This window comes from uncultured Bacteroides sp., from assembly GCF_910586915.1.
Lineage (GTDB): Bacteria > Bacteroidota > Bacteroidia > Bacteroidales > Bacteroidaceae > Bacteroides.
In genome coordinates this window covers 102,908-119,115 of sequence record NZ_CAJULN010000002.1, presented here as the reverse complement: position 1 = coordinate 119,115, position 16,208 = coordinate 102,908, and the positions used below count along the sequence as shown (strand labels likewise).

At 45.3% G+C, this 16,208-nt stretch carries 12 protein-coding genes; 7 read left to right on the top strand and 5 right to left on the bottom strand.

Annotation, left to right across the window (positions count from 1 at the left end):
• Positions 1 to 38: 38 nt before the first annotated feature.
• A complete protein-coding gene (guaA, locus tag QZ331_RS01540; protein ID WP_294627408.1) occupies positions 39 to 1,562 on the top strand; it encodes a glutamine-hydrolyzing GMP synthase in 1,524 nt (507 codons plus the stop codon).
• A 92-nt stretch (positions 1,563 to 1,654) separates the two neighbouring features.
• On the opposite strand, the gene QZ331_RS01535 is transcribed toward guaA, so the two are convergent.
• Entirely contained in the window at positions 1,655 to 2,329 is a 675-nt protein-coding gene (locus QZ331_RS01535; protein WP_294627406.1) for a Crp/Fnr family transcriptional regulator, read from the bottom strand.
• 138 nt (positions 2,330 to 2,467) lie between these two features.
• On the opposite strand from QZ331_RS01535, the gene QZ331_RS01530 reads away from it, so the two are divergent.
• From QZ331_RS01530 to QZ331_RS01515, 4 genes are all read left to right on the top strand, one after another.
• Complete coding sequence (locus QZ331_RS01530) at positions 2,468 to 3,067, top strand: MarC family protein (RefSeq protein WP_294627503.1); 600 nt, start codon at positions 2,468 to 2,470, stop codon at positions 3,065 to 3,067.
• A 593-nt stretch (positions 3,068 to 3,660) separates the two neighbouring features.
• Positions 3,661 to 5,598 carry a glycogen debranching enzyme N-terminal domain-containing protein gene (locus QZ331_RS01525; protein WP_294627404.1) on the top strand — a complete coding sequence of 646 codons (1,938 nt, stop codon included), beginning with the start codon at positions 3,661 to 3,663 and terminating at the stop codon, positions 5,596 to 5,598.
• 17 nt (positions 5,599 to 5,615) lie between these two features.
• Positions 5,616 to 6,884, top strand: coding sequence for a glycosyltransferase family 4 protein (locus tag QZ331_RS01520; RefSeq protein WP_294627401.1), 1,269 nt, complete (start codon positions 5,616 to 5,618; stop codon positions 6,882 to 6,884).
• A gap of 17 nt (positions 6,885 to 6,901) precedes the next feature.
• Positions 6,902 to 8,347, top strand: a complete 1,446-nt coding sequence (locus QZ331_RS01515; protein ID WP_294627399.1) for a glycoside hydrolase family 57 protein — start codon at positions 6,902 to 6,904, stop codon at positions 8,345 to 8,347.
• 161 nt (positions 8,348 to 8,508) lie between these two features.
• Here QZ331_RS01515 and QZ331_RS01510 read toward each other — a convergent pair whose 3' ends face one another.
• Both QZ331_RS01510 and QZ331_RS01505 read right to left on the bottom strand, forming a co-directional pair.
• Positions 8,509 to 10,182 carry a DUF4270 domain-containing protein gene (locus tag QZ331_RS01510; RefSeq protein ID WP_294627397.1) on the bottom strand — a complete coding sequence of 558 codons (1,674 nt, stop codon included), beginning with the start codon at positions 10,180 to 10,182 and terminating at the stop codon, positions 8,509 to 8,511.
• Between the two features lie 19 nt (positions 10,183 to 10,201).
• Complete coding sequence (locus QZ331_RS01505; protein WP_294627395.1) at positions 10,202 to 11,038, bottom strand: glycogen/starch synthase; 837 nt, start codon at positions 11,036 to 11,038, stop codon at positions 10,202 to 10,204.
• A 142-nt stretch (positions 11,039 to 11,180) separates the two neighbouring features.
• On the opposite strand from QZ331_RS01505, the gene panC reads away from it, so the two are divergent.
• A complete protein-coding gene (gene panC / locus QZ331_RS01500; protein WP_294627393.1) occupies positions 11,181 to 12,026 on the top strand; it encodes a pantoate--beta-alanine ligase in 846 nt (281 codons plus the stop codon).
• Positions 12,027 to 12,044: 18 nt separating this feature from the next.
• Complete coding sequence (panD, locus tag QZ331_RS01495) at positions 12,045 to 12,398, top strand: aspartate 1-decarboxylase (RefSeq protein WP_294627391.1); 354 nt, start codon at positions 12,045 to 12,047, stop codon at positions 12,396 to 12,398.
• 87 nt (positions 12,399 to 12,485) lie between these two features.
• Here the strand turns inward: panD and QZ331_RS01490 are convergent, their stop codons facing one another.
• Together QZ331_RS01490 and QZ331_RS01485 are read right to left on the bottom strand one after the other, a co-directional pair.
• Positions 12,486 to 14,786 (bottom strand): bifunctional dihydroorotate dehydrogenase B NAD binding subunit/NADPH-dependent glutamate synthase, encoded by a 2,301-nt coding sequence (locus tag QZ331_RS01490; protein WP_294627390.1) that lies wholly within the window; start codon positions 14,784 to 14,786, stop codon positions 12,486 to 12,488.
• Positions 14,787 to 14,933: 147 nt separating this feature from the next.
• Positions 14,934 to 16,145 (bottom strand): MFS transporter, encoded by a 1,212-nt coding sequence (locus tag QZ331_RS01485; protein ID WP_294627389.1) that lies wholly within the window; start codon positions 16,143 to 16,145, stop codon positions 14,934 to 14,936.
• Positions 16,146 to 16,208 lie beyond the last annotated feature (63 nt).

Genomic DNA, 16,208 nt, shown 5'->3' with positions numbered 1-16,208 from the left:
CTTTTGCACACTATTTTATTAAAAATCCATACATTGATATGCAGGAAAAAATAATAATTCTTGATTTCGGTTCGCAGACAACGCAACTTATAGGTCGCCGTGTCCGTGAATTGGACACATATTGCGAAATTGTTCCTTACAACAAATTTCCCAAAGATGATGCTACGATTAAAGGGGTGATCCTTTCGGGAAGCCCTTTTTCTGTTTATGACAAAGATGCTTTCAAAGTAGATTTGAGTGAGATTCGCGGTAAATATCCCATATTGGGTATATGCTATGGCGCACAGTTTATGTCGTACACCAATGGCGGCAGAGTGGAACCTGCCGGTACGCGCGAATACGGACGTGCTCATCTCGCTTCTTTCTGCAAAGATAATGTATTGTTCAAAGGAGTTCGTGACAATTCACAGGTATGGATGAGTCACGGTGACACAATTACCGCCATTCCGGATAATTTTAAGAAAATCGCTTCGACCGATAAGGTAGAGATTGCTGCTTATCAGATAGAAGGTGAAAATGTGTGGGGCGTACAATTCCATCCCGAGGTATTCCACAGTGAGGACGGAACGCAGATTCTGAAAAATTTTGTGGTAGATGTTTGCGGTTGCAAACAAGACTGGTCGCCGGCTTCCTTTATTGAAAGCACGGTTGCCGAGCTGAAGGCACAGTTGGGCGACGATAAAGTCGTTCTCGGTTTGAGCGGAGGTGTCGATTCGTCGGTTGCGGCGGTGTTGCTGAACAAAGCCATTGGCAAGAACCTCACTTGTATCTTCGTGGACCACGGTATGCTGCGTAAGAATGAGTTCAGGAATGTAATGGCCGATTATGAATGTCTCGGCCTGAATGTAATCGGCGTAGATGCCAGCGAGAAGTTCTTCACGGAGTTGGCGGGTGTGACCGAACCGGAGAAAAAACGCAAGATTATCGGCAAAGGCTTTATCGATGTGTTTGATGTGGAAGCCCACAAAATCAAAGACGTGAAATGGCTGGCTCAGGGCACTATCTATCCGGACTGCATTGAATCGTTGTCCATCACGGGTACGGTGATTAAGAGCCATCACAATGTAGGAGGGCTTCCTGAAAAGATGAATTTGAAGTTGTGCGAACCTCTTCGCCTGCTGTTTAAGGATGAAGTTCGGCGTGTAGGCCGCGAATTGGGAATGCCCGAACATCTGATTACCCGTCATCCGTTCCCGGGTCCGGGATTGGCTGTACGTATCCTGGGCGATATTACTCCGGAGAAAGTGCGTATCCTGCAAGATGCCGATGATATCTTTATTCAGGGATTGCGCGACTGGGGATTGTACGATAAGGTTTGGCAGGCAGGGGTTATCCTGTTGCCCGTACAATCTGTCGGTGTGATGGGCGACGAACGTACGTACGAAAGGGCGGTTGCCTTGCGCGCCGTAACATCTACGGATGCCATGACTGCCGACTGGGCACATCTGCCTTATGAATTTATGGGTAAGGTTTCGAATGATATTATTAATAAGGTGAAGGGAGTGAACCGCGTCACCTATGATATCAGTTCCAAACCGCCTGCAACCATCGAGTGGGAATAACCCAATCGAATTTGAAGGATAAGAAAAAAGTCTCAATGGAAAATGTGTACCGTTGAGACTTTTTTTATGATGAATTCCTTTGTCGATTGGCTTTAATCCTGTCCGTCTATCAGTTTCTGCCCGTTCGGGATAAGAATCTCTTTTCGCCGCAATTCAATCAGACCGTTGGCTTGCAGTTCATTAAGCGCTTTGGAAGTATTCAGCCGTGTGTCGTCCATGTAGCGGGCAAGGTCGTCCATTTTCATCTTGAATACCTTCGTTCCTTGCGGCTTCTCGCAATGCAGCAGGAAAAAACGGATGATTTTGCTTCTTAAGTCTTGCGTGGGCGCTTCCCATAAACGTGCATACATATTCTGCGCACGGTTGCTGACAATGTTCATATAGTTGAGCCGGAAGATTTCGTACTTGAACAATTCGCTAAGCACAAACGATTTGCTGATGCTTACCGTGTGGACCTCCGTATGCGCCATGTAAGAAGAATTGTAACTGGTATTCATGCCGAACAACGATTGAGGTTCTATCAGGTAGGGCGCTTCCATCTGTTCGATGACGGTGTAGATGTTTTCTTTGGAATTGGTGACGATGGACACCTCGCCTTTCAGCAGAAAGCAAAGCTGCACGCAAGGAGTGTCGCGTTCAATGATAGTTTCTCCCGCTTTATACTTGGTAAAGTGTAGCTTTACCTTATCTAAGATGTTGGTAAAATCCTCATTGCAAAGACCTTGGAATAAAGGCAATTGGAGCAAGGTGTCGAACATGGTTTCCATACGTCGTAATCTCTTGTTTATCGTACAAATTTACTCATAATGCCACACGGCTGCGAATATCTCCCCTTTCTTTTTGATTTTTTTATTGTTTGAATGCATAAAAATAGAGTATATTTGCAGAAAAAAAAGGAGGGAATTATGTTTGCAGGCTTCAATTGGCAACAAATGATAAGTGCGTTTATCGTACTTTTTGCAGTAATAGATATTATTGGTTCTATACCTATTATTATTAATTTGAAGGAAAAAGGCAAGGATGTGGATGCAATGAAAGCCACGCTCATCTCTTTTGCCCTGCTGATAGGATTTTTCTATGCAGGCGACATGATGCTGAAACTTTTCCACGTAGATATTGAATCCTTTGCCGTTGCCGGTGCGTTTGTCATCTTCCTTATGTCGTTAGAAATGATTCTGGATGTTGAGATATTCAAGAACCAGGGTCCCATCAAGGAGGCCACCCTGGTGCCTCTTGTCTTTCCTCTGGTGGCAGGAGCCGGCGCTTTTACCACCTTACTTTCTCTCCGGGCGGAATATGCCAGCATTAATATCCTCGTAGCTTTGGTGCTGAACATGGTTTGGGTGTACTTCGTAATAAGTATGACCGGACGCGTGGAACGTTTTCTCGGAAAAGGCGGTATTTATCTGATACGTAAATTTTTCGGTATTATCTTGTTGGCCATTTCGGTAAGGTTGTTCACAGCTAATATAACGTTGCTGATTGAGGCGTTGCAGAAGGCCTGAGTATTATCCCCCCAAAAAAAAGTTGTTTTATAATCCTGTTCTTTTCCTTTTTATACGGGTTCTCCGTTTAAAAAAGGAAAAGAACAGGATTTCTGTTTGCTGTATAGGAAAGCGTAGCGGAGAATTGCCTATGGTTTAATTCTCCGTTGCCTGACGACTAACCGCCCGAATGCATAAATTTATTCGTCTGACTACAGTGCACTTTTCGTCTGACTATAGTCAGACGAAAGAAACACTATAGTCAGACGCAACTTTAACTATAGTCAGACGAATAAATCTTAGTAAAGGAAAAAACAGTCGTCCGCATCGTCTACAGTAAACCGTCGCAAGAAAAAGATTAGATGCATACAAGGAGCCGGAAGCCGGGCTGTTAGGGAAAACAACAAATTCTTTACGAATTTTACGCAATCCTATGAATATTTGCACAAAAACTGAAAATAAAAAGCCTTTTTATTTTTGTTTTTATCAATAATTTGTACATTTGGGCGTTATACCTGCTGTGTATGGCGCTACGGATTTTTTTTAACGGATGCGGTGATATATGCAGGTGTGATATGACAGCCAATAATTAACCTTTAAATAAATGCACAACTATGAGTTATTTACGATTTGACAAGACCCTCATGACGAATCTGGAAGAATCTCTTCAAAGGGAAATTCTCCGGACGAACAAGGCAGGAGCTTATCATTGTACAACGATTGTTGATTGTAACACACGCAAATATCACGGACTGTTGGTAATTCCAATTCCCAATCTCGATGATGAAAATCATGTGCTGCTATCTTCTCTTGATGAAACGGTAATTCAACACGGTGCGGAGTTTAACTTGGGATTGCATAAATATCAGGGAAACAATTTCAGTCCTAACGGACACAAATATATCCGTGAGTTTGATTGCGAACATATTCCGGCGACAACTTATCGTGTTGGAGGCGTGGTTCTCCGCAAAGAAAAAATCTTTGTACATCATGAAAACAGAATCCTGATTCGTTATACGCTGCTCGACGCACATTCGGCAACGACGTTGCGCTTCCGCCCCTTCCTCGCTTTCAGAAGCGTGCGCGAGTACACGCACGAAAACGCGCAGGCAAGCCGCGACTACCAGCTTGTGGAGAACGGTATAAAGACCTGTATGTATCCCGGCTATCCGGAACTTTATATGCAGTTGAACAAAAAATGTGAGTTTCACTTCCAGCCCGACTGGTATCGGGGCATTGAATATCCGAAGGAACAGGAACGGGGCTATGACTTCAACGAAGATTTGTATGTGCCCGGCTATTTCGAGGTCGATATAAAGAAAGGAGAGAGCATTGTTTTCTCTGCCGGAATCTCCGAAACCACTCCCCGAAAACTCAAACAGACTTTTGAAGCCGAAGTGGCCGACCGTACGCCGCGCGACAGTTTCTACCACTGTCTGAAGAACTCCGCCCATCAGTTCCACAACCGGCAGGAGGGCGAGCATTATATCCTCGCCGGTTATCCCTGGTTCAAATGCCGTGCACGCGATATGTTCATTGCTTTGCCGGGACTCACACTTGCCATTGATGAAGTGGAAGAGTTTGAAGATGTGATGAAAACGGCCGAAAAGGCGATTCGTAATTTCATGAAAGAAGAGCCGGTCGGCTACAGGATTTACGAAATGGAGCATCCCGATGTATTGCTTTGGGCCGTTTGGGCTTTGCAACAATATGCTAAGGAGACCTCCCGTGAGCAGTGCCGTCAGAAGTACGGCGAACTGTTGAAGGACATCATGGAATTTATCCGTCAACGGAAGCATGATAACCTCTTCCTTCACGAAAACGGATTGCTTTATGCCAATGGAACAGAGAAAGCGATTACGTGGATGAACTCCACCGTCAACGGCCATCCGGTAATTCCGCGTACAGGATACATTGTTGAATTTAATGCTTTGTGGTACAATGCACTGCGTTTTACAGCCGATTTGCTGTGTGAAGGCGGTGAGGTGCACTTGGCCGACGCGCTTGACGCACAGGCGGAAGTGACCGGCAAATCGTTTGTCGATGTGTTCCGCAACGAATACGGATATCTGCTCGACTATGTCGACGGCAATATGATGGACTGGAGCGTACGTCCCAATATGATATTTGCCGCCGCATTCGATTACTCTCCGTTAGACCGGGCGCAAAAGAAACAGGTGCTCGATATCGTGACCAAAGAACTGCTCACTCCGAAAGGAATCCGTTCTTTAAGTCCGAAGAGTGGGGGATACAATCCGAACTACGTTGGGCCGCAGGTGCAGCGCGACTATGCATATCATCAGGGAACGGCCTGGCCCTGGCTGATGGGATTCTATCTCGAAGCCTATCTCCGCATCTATAAAATGAGCGGACTGTCGTTTGTAGAGCGTCAGTTGATTGGATATGATGACGAAATGACAAGTCACTGTATCGCTTCCATTGCCGAACTGTTTGACGGGAATCCGCCGTTCAGAGGTCGGGGAGCCGTCTCTTTTGCAATGAATACGGCCGAAATCCTGCGTGTTTTGAAGCTGCTGTCTAAATATTATTAAAGAAAGGAGGAACGAAGATGAAAGTTTTGATGTTTGGTTGGGAATTTCCCCCGAAAATATATGGTGGTCTTGCAGTTGCTTCTTACGGAATAACCAAAGGGTTGAGCTTGCAGGGTGACATGGAGACTATCTTCTGTATGCCCAAACCCACAGGCGAAGAAGAACAGTTCTTGAAAATTGTCGGTATGAACCAAGTGCCTGTCGTATGGCGCGATGTTCACTACGATTACCTGAAATCCCGCTTGCAGGCAAATATGTCGCCCGAAGAATACTACTCTTACCGCGACCATATCTATGCCGATTTCTCTTATATGAATGTCAACGACTTGGGATGTATGGAGTTTGCCGGCGGTTATCCCGGAAATCTGCACGAAGAGATTAACAACTTTTCCATTATCGCCGGTGTGGTGGCTCGTCGGGAGCAATTCGACATTATTCATGCGCACGACTGGCTGACCTATCCTGCCGGAGTACACGCTAAGATGGTGAGCGGAAAGCCGCTTTGCATTCATGTTCATGCAACGGATTTCGACCGTTCGCGCGGGAAGGTCAATCCCACCGTTTATGCCATCGAGAAGAATGGTATGGATCATGCCGATTGCATCATGTGTGTGTCCGAACTTACCCGCCGCACGGTTATCAACGAGTATCATCAGGACCCGCGCAAGGTATTTGCCATGCACAATGCCGTCTATCCGTTGTCGCAGGAATTGTTGGATATTCCGCGTCCCGAGCATACGAAAGAGAAAGTGGTTACTTTCCTCGGACGTATCACCATGCAGAAAGGCCCCGAATACTTTGTGGAGGCTGCCGCACTTGTGTTGCAACGCACCCGTAACATCCGTTTTGTGATGGCAGGCTCAGGCGATATGCTGAATGCAATGATTAATTTGGCTGCCGAACGCGGTATTGCCGACCGTTTCCATTTCCCGGGCTTTATGAAAGGCCGGCAAGTGTATGAGGTTTACAAGAACAGTGATGTGTTTGTTATGCCATCTGTCTCCGAACCTTTCGGTATTGCTCCGTTGGAAGCCATGCAGTGTGGAACGCCTTCCATTATATCGAAGCAATCGGGATGTGGCGAAATTCTCGACAAGGTGATTAAAACCGATTACTGGGATATTCATGCTATGGCCGACGCCATTTATTCCATCTGTACCAATCCGTCGCTTTTCAGTTATCTGCAGGATGAAGGAAAGAAGGAAGTTGACGGAATTACTTGGGAGAAGGTCGGTCTGAGAATCCGTGCTCTCTACGAGGATGTGTTAAGAAACTATGGTAAATAACGAAACAATATATAAAAATGAGAACTATCTGTCTTTATTTTGAGATACATCAAATTATACATTTGAAACGTTATCGCTTCTTCGATATCGGTAACGACCATTACTATTACGATGATTATGCCAACGAAACGGGAATGAATGAGGTGGCCGAACGTTCCTATATCCCCGCTCTCAGCACTTTGATTGAGATGGCGAAGAATTCGGGCGGTGCTTTCAAGGTTGCATTGTCTATTTCGGGAGTGGCGTTGGAACAGCTCGAAATTCATGCTCCGGCAGTGATTGATTTGCTGCATCAGTTGAATGATACCGGTTGCTGCGAGTTCTTGTGCGAACCCTATTCGCATGGTCTGTCTTCGTTGGCCAATGAAGATTGCTTCCGTGAGGAAGTGCTTCGCCAGCGCGACAAGCTGAAACAGATGTTTGGAAAAGAACCGAAAGTATTCCGCAATTCCAGTCTGATTTATTCGGACGAGATTGGTGGTCTGGTGGCTTCTATGGGCTTCAAGGGTATGTTGACCGAAGGAGCCAAGCACGTGTTGGGATGGAAGAGCCCGCATTACGTGTACCACTGCAATCAGGCTCCGGGCCTCAAACTCCTGTTGAGGGACTTCAAATTGTCGGATGATGTAAGTTTGCGTTTTTCCAATTCGGATTGGGCGGAATATCCTTTGTTTGCCGATAAATACATCAGTTGGATTGATGCGCTCCCGCAGGAGGAACAGGTTATCAATATCTTTATGGAATTGAGTGCGCTGGGTATGGCCCAACCGTTGTCTTCCAATATTCTTGAGTTCCTGAAGGCTTTGCCTGAGTGTGCGAAAGCGAAAGGCATTACTTTCGCTACACCGACCGAAATCGTGACAAAGTTGAAATCTGTCTCTCAGCTCGATGTTCCCTATCCGTTGTCATGGATAGACGAGGAAAGAGATACGAGCTGCTGGTTGGGTAATGTGATGCAGCGTGAAGCCTTCAATAAGTTATATAGCGTGGCCGAACGGGTTCATTTGAGCGGCGACCGCCGCATCAAGCAGGACTGGGATTATTTGCAGGCAAGCAACAATTTCCGTTTTATGACTACGAAGAACAACGGTATGTGGTTGAATCGCGGTATTTATGATTCTCCTTACGATGCCTTCACTAATTATATGAATATTCTGGCCGACTTTATCAAGCGGGTAGATTCGTTGTATCCTGCGGATGTTGATAGCGAAGAACTCAATTCCTTGCTGACTACGATTAAGAACCAGGGCGACGAAATCACTGCGTTGGAGAAGGAGGTTGAGAAATTGCAGGCAAAGGTTGCAAAGGAAATGGTTAAAAAGACTACAACAAAGAAGTCTGCTGCTGCCAAAGAACCGGCTGCTAACCCCGCCGCTAAAAAAAAGGCTGCCAAATCTGCCACCGAGCCCAAGAAACCGGCTGGCAGACCCAAGAAAGCTGCTGCAAAGAAAGAAGAAAAGTAAGATAATTCTTCGTTCTCAAATAGAATAAAAAACCGTGAACTCGATTTCTATTGAGTTCACGGTTTTTATTATGTCTGCATCCATTTGGCTGCAATCAAAAAAATAACGCGGATTACATCAGGCAATCCGCGTTATTTTTTATATGGAAATCTCTATTGTTCTTATTTTGACTTTGTTCCGAAGTTGGTAGATACAACCTCAACTTTTAGTACGTTATTCGAATTCTTACCACCTTTCAAGCGTGCATAACTCGGTTTCAAATCATGTTGTATGCTGATAATCTGGCTGGAACTACTGCCATAGCCGTAATAGTTGTCACTTGAAGAAGAATCTTTGGTGACAAGTACGGGAATAAGTACAAATTTATTCCATTCGGTTAATTCTTTCCAAATTTCAATACTCTCAACTTTCCGTTCTGTTTTGGCACTTCCCGAATTGTCCGAATTCGGTACGGCGACCATTACAAAACCTTTATCGTCTATCTCTTTCTGTGCTGCCGTACTATCTGCCAGACATTTATTGATCATTTGGGTGATGTTGTTGAATGTATATTGCGTAAAGCTATATGACGAAGATGAATTATCACATAAAGAAGAAGTTATACCATCACTCAACTTATTGTTTTTGAAGAAATCATCCTGGTCTTTCTTATGTATTAGCAAAACGCTTTTGGGAACAGACATTCCGAACTTCTTATTATTGGTTTCATTGTAGATAGGGAAATCCAACTTGACGGCATTCAAAGTATCTCCTTGAAGTCGTTCGTTTATTTCACCGACAGGCAGCGTTACTTGAGTGAATATTCCCGCCGGACTTTTCAGATAAGTCAAGTTAGGATCATCAATGCATTTTTGAATGGCCGCTTTATCGTTTTGCAAACGATTGGCTTGAATGACTTCACGGGTAGAGGTAAACGAACGTCCGTTGTAGACAATCGAGTCTTTACCAGTATATGTATGCAATAATCCACCAGTCACACTGTCTACGGCGTGCTCTAAGAATGCTACGTCCATTTGTACAGCTTTGATGTAGAGAATGGTACCGTCTCCATAATCGCTTTTTACATACAATCCGGGGAATATGTCTTTGAATTTGTCGTATAAATCAGAATTCCGTCCTTCTTTTAAGAGTTTTTGTCCCAATTCTTGGGTTTTTGATGGGTCTAATGTGATTCTGACATAAGGAGTATACGTCGAAAGATTACGTATAGAGTCGCTAACGGACAAATCGACTGCCGTATAGGATTTGTTGCCTAACAGACTTTCTGCTTCATCATAATATTTCGTTGGGTCAATGTCGGTATAATAGGCGTTTTCATCTTCATACCAATATTTATTGCTCAGCTTCTGGTCTAATTCATACATACTTAAACGACAGGCGGTCAGCGAATCTCCAAAATAGCTGTCATACCAAAGGTAAATATTAATCAGGCAGTTACCGATAGGAGTCTCTCCATCCTTAATAACGATGTATTTGTTCTTGATACCTTCTTCGACACGATCAAGATTTGTCATCATCTTTCCGGTTCCGCTTTTTGTATCTCCGGAGAAAGCCTTTGGAAAGGTCATTCCTTTAGGGCAATTCAACTCTGCCAAGAATCCGGCTTCATAGGTTCCGAATAGATCATCTGTGAATTTTCCCACATAACCGATATTGCTCATCGCATATATCTGACCGGCATGAACAGATTCCGTTGTAGCATGGAATGTACTCAGTTTTCCATTGATATTTTGGTCGCTTCCCGGAAACATACCCAATCCTAATCCGGCTGTGTTGTCATCACAGTTCCAGAAAGTGATTGTCAGTAAAGCTATTAAGGCGTATTTTGCTTTCATGATCGTCGTTTCTTGATTTTTATTCTTTGTTGTTATTGGAAGCACTTTCCCATACCTGGTCGTAGAACTCGTTGCAAGCGTCGGCATAGTTCTCCGGAGTCTGATGGTCGAGTACCAATTTGCCCGATTGGCGGGCGTATTCGATGATGGATTCATCTACTTTTTCGCTGTTCTGTATCACTCCGTCGGAATAATCCACAGCAAGTTTGCAGAGCGTTGAATAATTCAACGGTCCTTCGAGAGTACCCAAGTCTTTTTTGGAAATACCTTTCAGTAACAATTTTGTAGCGAAGTCGTCACTAAGGTTGTTCTTAAAATCGTCTTCATATACGGAGAAAACGACTTTGGTGTCGCGGAAAGAGGGTTCGTCCTTGTATGCTTTCTTTATATAAAGAGGTGCCAGTGCTGTCATCCAACCGTGACAATGGATTACATCCGGACACCAACGGAGTTTTTTCACTGTTTCCAATACACCGCGTGCGTAGAAGATGGCACGGCTGTCGTTGTCATCATATTCCATACCGTTCTCGTCTGTTGTTTGCAGGCGGTTTTGGAAATAATCATCGTTGTCGATGAAATAAACCTGCATACGTGCCGACTGGATGGAAGCGACTTTTATAATTAGCGGATGGTCAGTATCGTCAATAATCAGGTTCATACCGGAGAGGCGGATCACTTCGTGAAGTTGGTTTCTACGCTCGTTGATGTTTCCCCATTTGGGCATAAATGTTCTGATTTCACGGCCTTTTTCTTGTATTGCCTGTGGAAGGTTTCTACCTATATTGGCCATTTCGGATTCTGAAACGTAAGGTGTAATCTCTTGAGTAATAAATAAAACTTTATTCGCCTTTGTCATAATAGCAATAGTTCTCTATAATATTCTGCAAAGATACGAAAAAAAAGACACATTAAATAAGATATTCTTTCTTTATGTGGCAAATATTAGTTTATTTTGCAGAGTTTTTGCAAACGAGTAAAACATAAACCAATTGACGAAAATGAAAATAGTGCACACTATCAAGGACTTACAGGCGGAATTGTCTGCTCTGAAAGCCCACGGTGAAACAGTGGGACTGGTTCCTACAATGGGTGCTTTACACGCGGGCCATGCATCTCTGGTAAAGCGCAGCGTAAGTGAGAATGGTGTAACTGTTGTGAGTGTTTTTGTAAATCCCACACAGTTCAACGATAAAAATGACTTGGAGAAATATCCGCGCACATTGGATGCAGACTGTCGCTTGTTGGAAGAATGTGGGGCAGCATTCGTATTTGCTCCTTCGGTGAGTGAGATGTATCCGCAACCGGATACGCGTCAGTTCAGTTACGCTCCGTTGGATACGGTGATGGAAGGGGCGTTCCGTCCGGGACATTTCAACGGGGTTTGTCAGATTGTAAGCAAATTGTTTGATGCCGTGCAGCCGGATAAGGCTTATTTCGGTGAGAAAGATTTCCAGCAATTGGCAATTATTCGTGAGATGGTGCGGCAGTTGCAATATAAACTTGAAATAGTGGGCTGTCCGATTGTGCGCGAAGAAGATGGGCTGGCCTTGAGCAGCCGTAATCAGCGTTTGTCGGCACAGGAACGTGAAAATGCTTTAAATATTTCTCAGACCTTATTTAAAAGTCGTAACTTTGCGGCCGCTCATACGGTGAGTGAAACGCAAAAGATGGTGGAAGATGCGATTGCGGTCGCTCCGGGTTTGCGTTTGGAGTATTTTGAAATCGTAGACGGAAACACATTGCAGAAGATTGAGAATTGGGAAGATACTTCCTATGCGGTAGGATGCATCACAGTGTTCTGCGGAGAAGTCCGGCTGATTGATAACATTAAATATAAAGAATAACTAAAAGGACGAAACCTTATGATGATTGAAGTGTTGAAGTCGAAAATTCATTGTGCACGTGTTACGGAGGCTAATTTGAACTACATGGGCAGTATCACGATTGATGAAGACCTGTTGGATGCTGCGAACATGATTGCGGGTGAGAAGGTGCATATCGTTGACAATAATAATGGCGAGCGTTTTGAAACCTATATAATCAAAGGTGAACGCGGTTCGGGTAAGATTTGCCTGAATGGTGCCGCTGCCCGCAAGGTGCAACCGGACGATATTGTCATTATCATGTCTTATGCATCGATGGATTTTGAAGAGGCCAAGTCGTTCAAGCCGACTGTTATTTTCCCGGACCCTGCGACAAACAAGGTGGTGAAGTAAGAAAGTAGTTTGGACGTTTTGATAAAAAGAAAATCTCCGTCTGCCTCAGGCAAATGGAGATTTTCTTTTTATTTGCATCCGCTACAGCTATTTGCTGATGTTTTCTTTTAACTGTTCGTTCATGGCGGCGGCGGCCTTGCGTCCGTCTCCCATAGCAAGAATCACAGTAGCTCCACCACGGACAATGTCGCCACCCGCATAAATCATCGGGATGGAGGATTCCATATTCTCATTGACGGCGATGGTGCCTTTGCGTCCCAATTCCAATCCTTTGATGGAACTCGGAACAATCGGGTTGGGCGATACGCCGACACTTACGATAGCCAGGTCGATGTCAATTGTTTCCGTCTCGCCGGGGATGGCCACAGGACTGCGACGTCCGGAAGCATCCGGTTCGCCCAATTCCATCTTTTGCAGGACTACCTGCTTTACGCAACCCTGTTCGTCAGCGATGTATTCGATTGGATTATGCAGTGTCAGGAATTCCACTCCCTCTTCTTTGGCGTGTTTCACCTCTTCGATGCGCGCAGGCATTTCTTCTTCCGAGCGTCGGTAGATAATCATGGCACGTTCGGCTCCCAGGCGTTTCGCCGTGCGTACAGAGTCCATTGCAGTATTACCGCCACCGATTACCGCTACGTTCTTGCCGAAAGCTACCGGAGTGTCGGACTCTTCGCTGGCAGCATCCATCAGATTGACACGGGTAAGGTATTCGTTGGAAGACATGATATTGATGGAGTTCTCTCCCGGAATGTTCATGAAGTTGGGCAGGCCCGCACCGGAAGCTACAAAGATACCTTTGAAACCTTCCTCTTGCAACTCTTCCACGCTGATGGTCTTTCCTACGATGCAGTCTTTGACGAAGTTTACTCCCATCTTGGAAAGGTTGTCAATCTCCACATCCACAATCTTGTTGGGCAGGCGGAATTCGGGAATACCATATTTCAGTACACCGCCGATTTCGTGCAATGCTTCGAATACAGTCACATCATATCCGTATTTCGCCATATCTCCGGCAAAAGCCAGTCCGGCAGGCCCCGAACCGATAACGGCTATCTTAATGCCGTTTTTATCTGCGATGACAGGAACGGAAATCTGTCCGCTTTCACGTTCGTAGTCGGCAGCGAAGCGTTCGAGATAACCAATAGCTACCGGCTTTTCGTTCATCTTCAGATGGATACAGTTCGATTCACACTGCTTTTCCTGCGGGCAGACACGTCCGCATACGGCGGGAAGCGCACTTGTTTCTTTCAGTGTTTTGGCTGCTTCGAGGAATTCTCCGCGTTCGATGTTTTTGACGAAGCGGGGAATGTCAATGCCGACTGGACAGCCTTGCATACATCCCGGATTGGCACAGTCCAGGCAACGCTTTGCTTCCGTAACTGCCTGTTCTGCAGTCAATCCCTGGTTCACCTCTTCTTTACGGCTGTGCGAGCGGTATTCTGCGTCGAGTTCGTTCATCTCGACACGGGGAATAGCCGTGCGCTCTTTCGGTTTCATGGTTTTGCGCAGTTCTTGTCGCCATGCAGCGTTGCGGCTCTTCTCGTCGGCTTCCTTCGTTGCTTCGCACTCGGATTGCAACTTATGCATTTCTTCGCGTTCGATGTTCCTGAAGGCTCCCATGCGCTTCAGCATTTCGTCAAAGTCTACTTGGTGGCCATCGAATTCGGGTCCATCTACGCATACGAATCTTGTTTTTCCGCCTACGGTAATACGGCAAGCGCCGCACATACCTGTTCCGTCCACCATGATGGTGTTTAATGAAACATCGGTCGGAATCTCATATTTTTTAGTCAGCAAACAAACAAATTTCATCATGATGGCGGGACCGATAGCGAAACACTTGTCAACCTTTTCGCGTTTGAGGACCTCTTCCACACCTTCCGTTACCAGTCCTTTGCGACCGTACGAACCGTCGTCTGTCATGATGGTGACTTCATCGGAGCTTTCGCGCATTTCCTTTTCCAGTATAATGAGGTCTTTGTTGCGTCCTGCCAATACGGTAATCACATGATTGCCGGCAGCTTTCAAAGCCTGCACGATAGGAAGCATCGGAGCTACGCCCACACCGCCGCCGGCGCAGACTACTGTGCCAAACTTCTCGATGTGTGTGGCTTGTCCCAACGGGCCTACCACGTCGGTGATGTAGTCGCCTTCGTTCAGTTCGCACAAGCGGGTAGAAGACAAACCGACTTCCTGCACAACCAGAGTGATAGTACCTTTTTTCACATCGGAACCGGCGATGGTCAACGGCATACGTTCTCCCTTTTCGCCTACACGCACGATGACGAAGTGTCCGGCTTTACGAGATTTAGCAATTAAAGGAGCTTCAATTTCAAATTTGAATACTTTCTCCGAAAAGCGTTCTTTGCTAATGATTTTGTTCATTATCTAATTAATTTGTTGGTATTGTTACGTAACTGCTGTCAGAATGTTATAAATATCGACAAAGATACGGCTTATTTGCGAAAAAACGAAAAAGAAAAGCCACTCTTTTGCTGAGTGGCTTCTTAATAGGGGAGTGAATCTCTTTTTTTATTTCGTTCTGATTTTGTATCCGGCTACTCCATAATATAAGATGAACAGGAAGCAGGGGAGGCACAGCCAGTATGCTTGTTGAGGGCTGGCTACGTCTTTCAGCCAACCGTAGAGGGTAGGGATGATTGCTCCACCGAACATTGCCATGATAAGTAATGACGAACCGGCTTTGGTGAATTTGCCGAGGTCTGCCATAGCAAGCGGCCACAGGGCGGGCCACATCAGTGAGCAACCTAAAGCCATGAACGAGATGAAATAGATGGACGTTTCGGCAGGAGTGAGCACTACCAACAGCGAACCTGCGATGGCAAGAATGGAACAAATCTTCAAGGCTGCTGCCTGGCTGAGATATTTCGGAATAAAAATAATACCGCAGATATAACCGATGACGATGCCGATAGGAGCAATCCAAGCATAATTGGCGGCACCTTCCAAACCGAGTGCATTGGCGTAGTCTACCAATGTGCCCAACGAAACAGTCTCAACACCTACATACAAGAACAGTGCCAGACATCCCAACAGCAAGTGCGGGAACTGGAAAACGGATGTTTTGGTAGCAGCATAAGGACAGGCTTCGGCTTCGTTTTCGCTTTCATCTTCGCCGGCAGCCTTTACTTCGGGCAGTGGCGCGAAGAAAGCCATCACACCTAAGGCTACGAAAGCACATATGATGATGATGAACGGTTTGCCCAAATCTTCAATACCAATCAGGCTAACGTCTTTGCCCAACAGCCATACGATGAAGATGGCAGGGATAGGCCACGCCAGTTTGTTGCAGATACCCATGATACTGATACGTTTGGCTGCACTTTCCAATGGACCTAAAATTGTGATATACGGATTGACCGACGCCTGCAAATATGCATTGGCAGCTCCGCTGATGAAAGAAGCTAACAGGAATAACGTAAAACTTTCCTGAGAGGCCGACAGGATGAACAGATAGAAAGCCGCTGCGAAAATAAAGAATGACAACGACATGGTGCGTTTGTAACCGATTGCCTTGATGGTAAGCCCGGCAGGATAACCGAACACCAAAAACGGAATAAAGGTGGCAGCAATGATAAGGTAAGACGCCGTGTTTGAAATTCCTAATGACTTTTGTAAGACGGGAACCAATAACGAGTTAATTCCTAATGCAAAACCAATTGCAAAGAACATGATGCCGATGAATGTCAAAGGCAATACAAAACTTTTCGTGTTTTTTGTCATGGGGGTAAATGTATTTAATAGGTTATAAATATAATTTTTCACCACAGACTACACAGATTATCA

Coding starts and splice junctions, on each gene's coding strand:
- guaA (WP_294627408.1), top strand. CDS start 39: ATGCAGGAAAAAATAATAATTCTTGATTTCGGTTCGCAGACAACGCAA.
- QZ331_RS01535 (WP_294627406.1), bottom strand. CDS start 2,329: ATGGAAACCATGTTCGACACCTTGCTCCAATTGCCTTTATTCCAAGGT.
- QZ331_RS01530 (WP_294627503.1), top strand. CDS start 2,468: ATGTTTGCAGGCTTCAATTGGCAACAAATGATAAGTGCGTTTATCGTA.
- QZ331_RS01525 (WP_294627404.1), top strand. CDS start 3,661: ATGAGTTATTTACGATTTGACAAGACCCTCATGACGAATCTGGAAGAA.
- QZ331_RS01520 (WP_294627401.1), top strand. CDS start 5,616: ATGAAAGTTTTGATGTTTGGTTGGGAATTTCCCCCGAAAATATATGGT.
- QZ331_RS01515 (WP_294627399.1), top strand. CDS start 6,902: ATGAGAACTATCTGTCTTTATTTTGAGATACATCAAATTATACATTTG.
- QZ331_RS01510 (WP_294627397.1), bottom strand. CDS start 10,182: ATGAAAGCAAAATACGCCTTAATAGCTTTACTGACAATCACTTTCTGG.
- QZ331_RS01505 (WP_294627395.1), bottom strand. CDS start 11,038: ATGACAAAGGCGAATAAAGTTTTATTTATTACTCAAGAGATTACACCT.
- panC (WP_294627393.1), top strand. CDS start 11,181: ATGAAAATAGTGCACACTATCAAGGACTTACAGGCGGAATTGTCTGCT.
- panD (WP_294627391.1), top strand. CDS start 12,045: ATGATGATTGAAGTGTTGAAGTCGAAAATTCATTGTGCACGTGTTACG.
- QZ331_RS01490 (WP_294627390.1), bottom strand. CDS start 14,786: ATGAACAAAATCATTAGCAAAGAACGCTTTTCGGAGAAAGTATTCAAA.
- QZ331_RS01485 (WP_294627389.1), bottom strand. CDS start 16,145: ATGACAAAAAACACGAAAAGTTTTGTATTGCCTTTGACATTCATCGGC.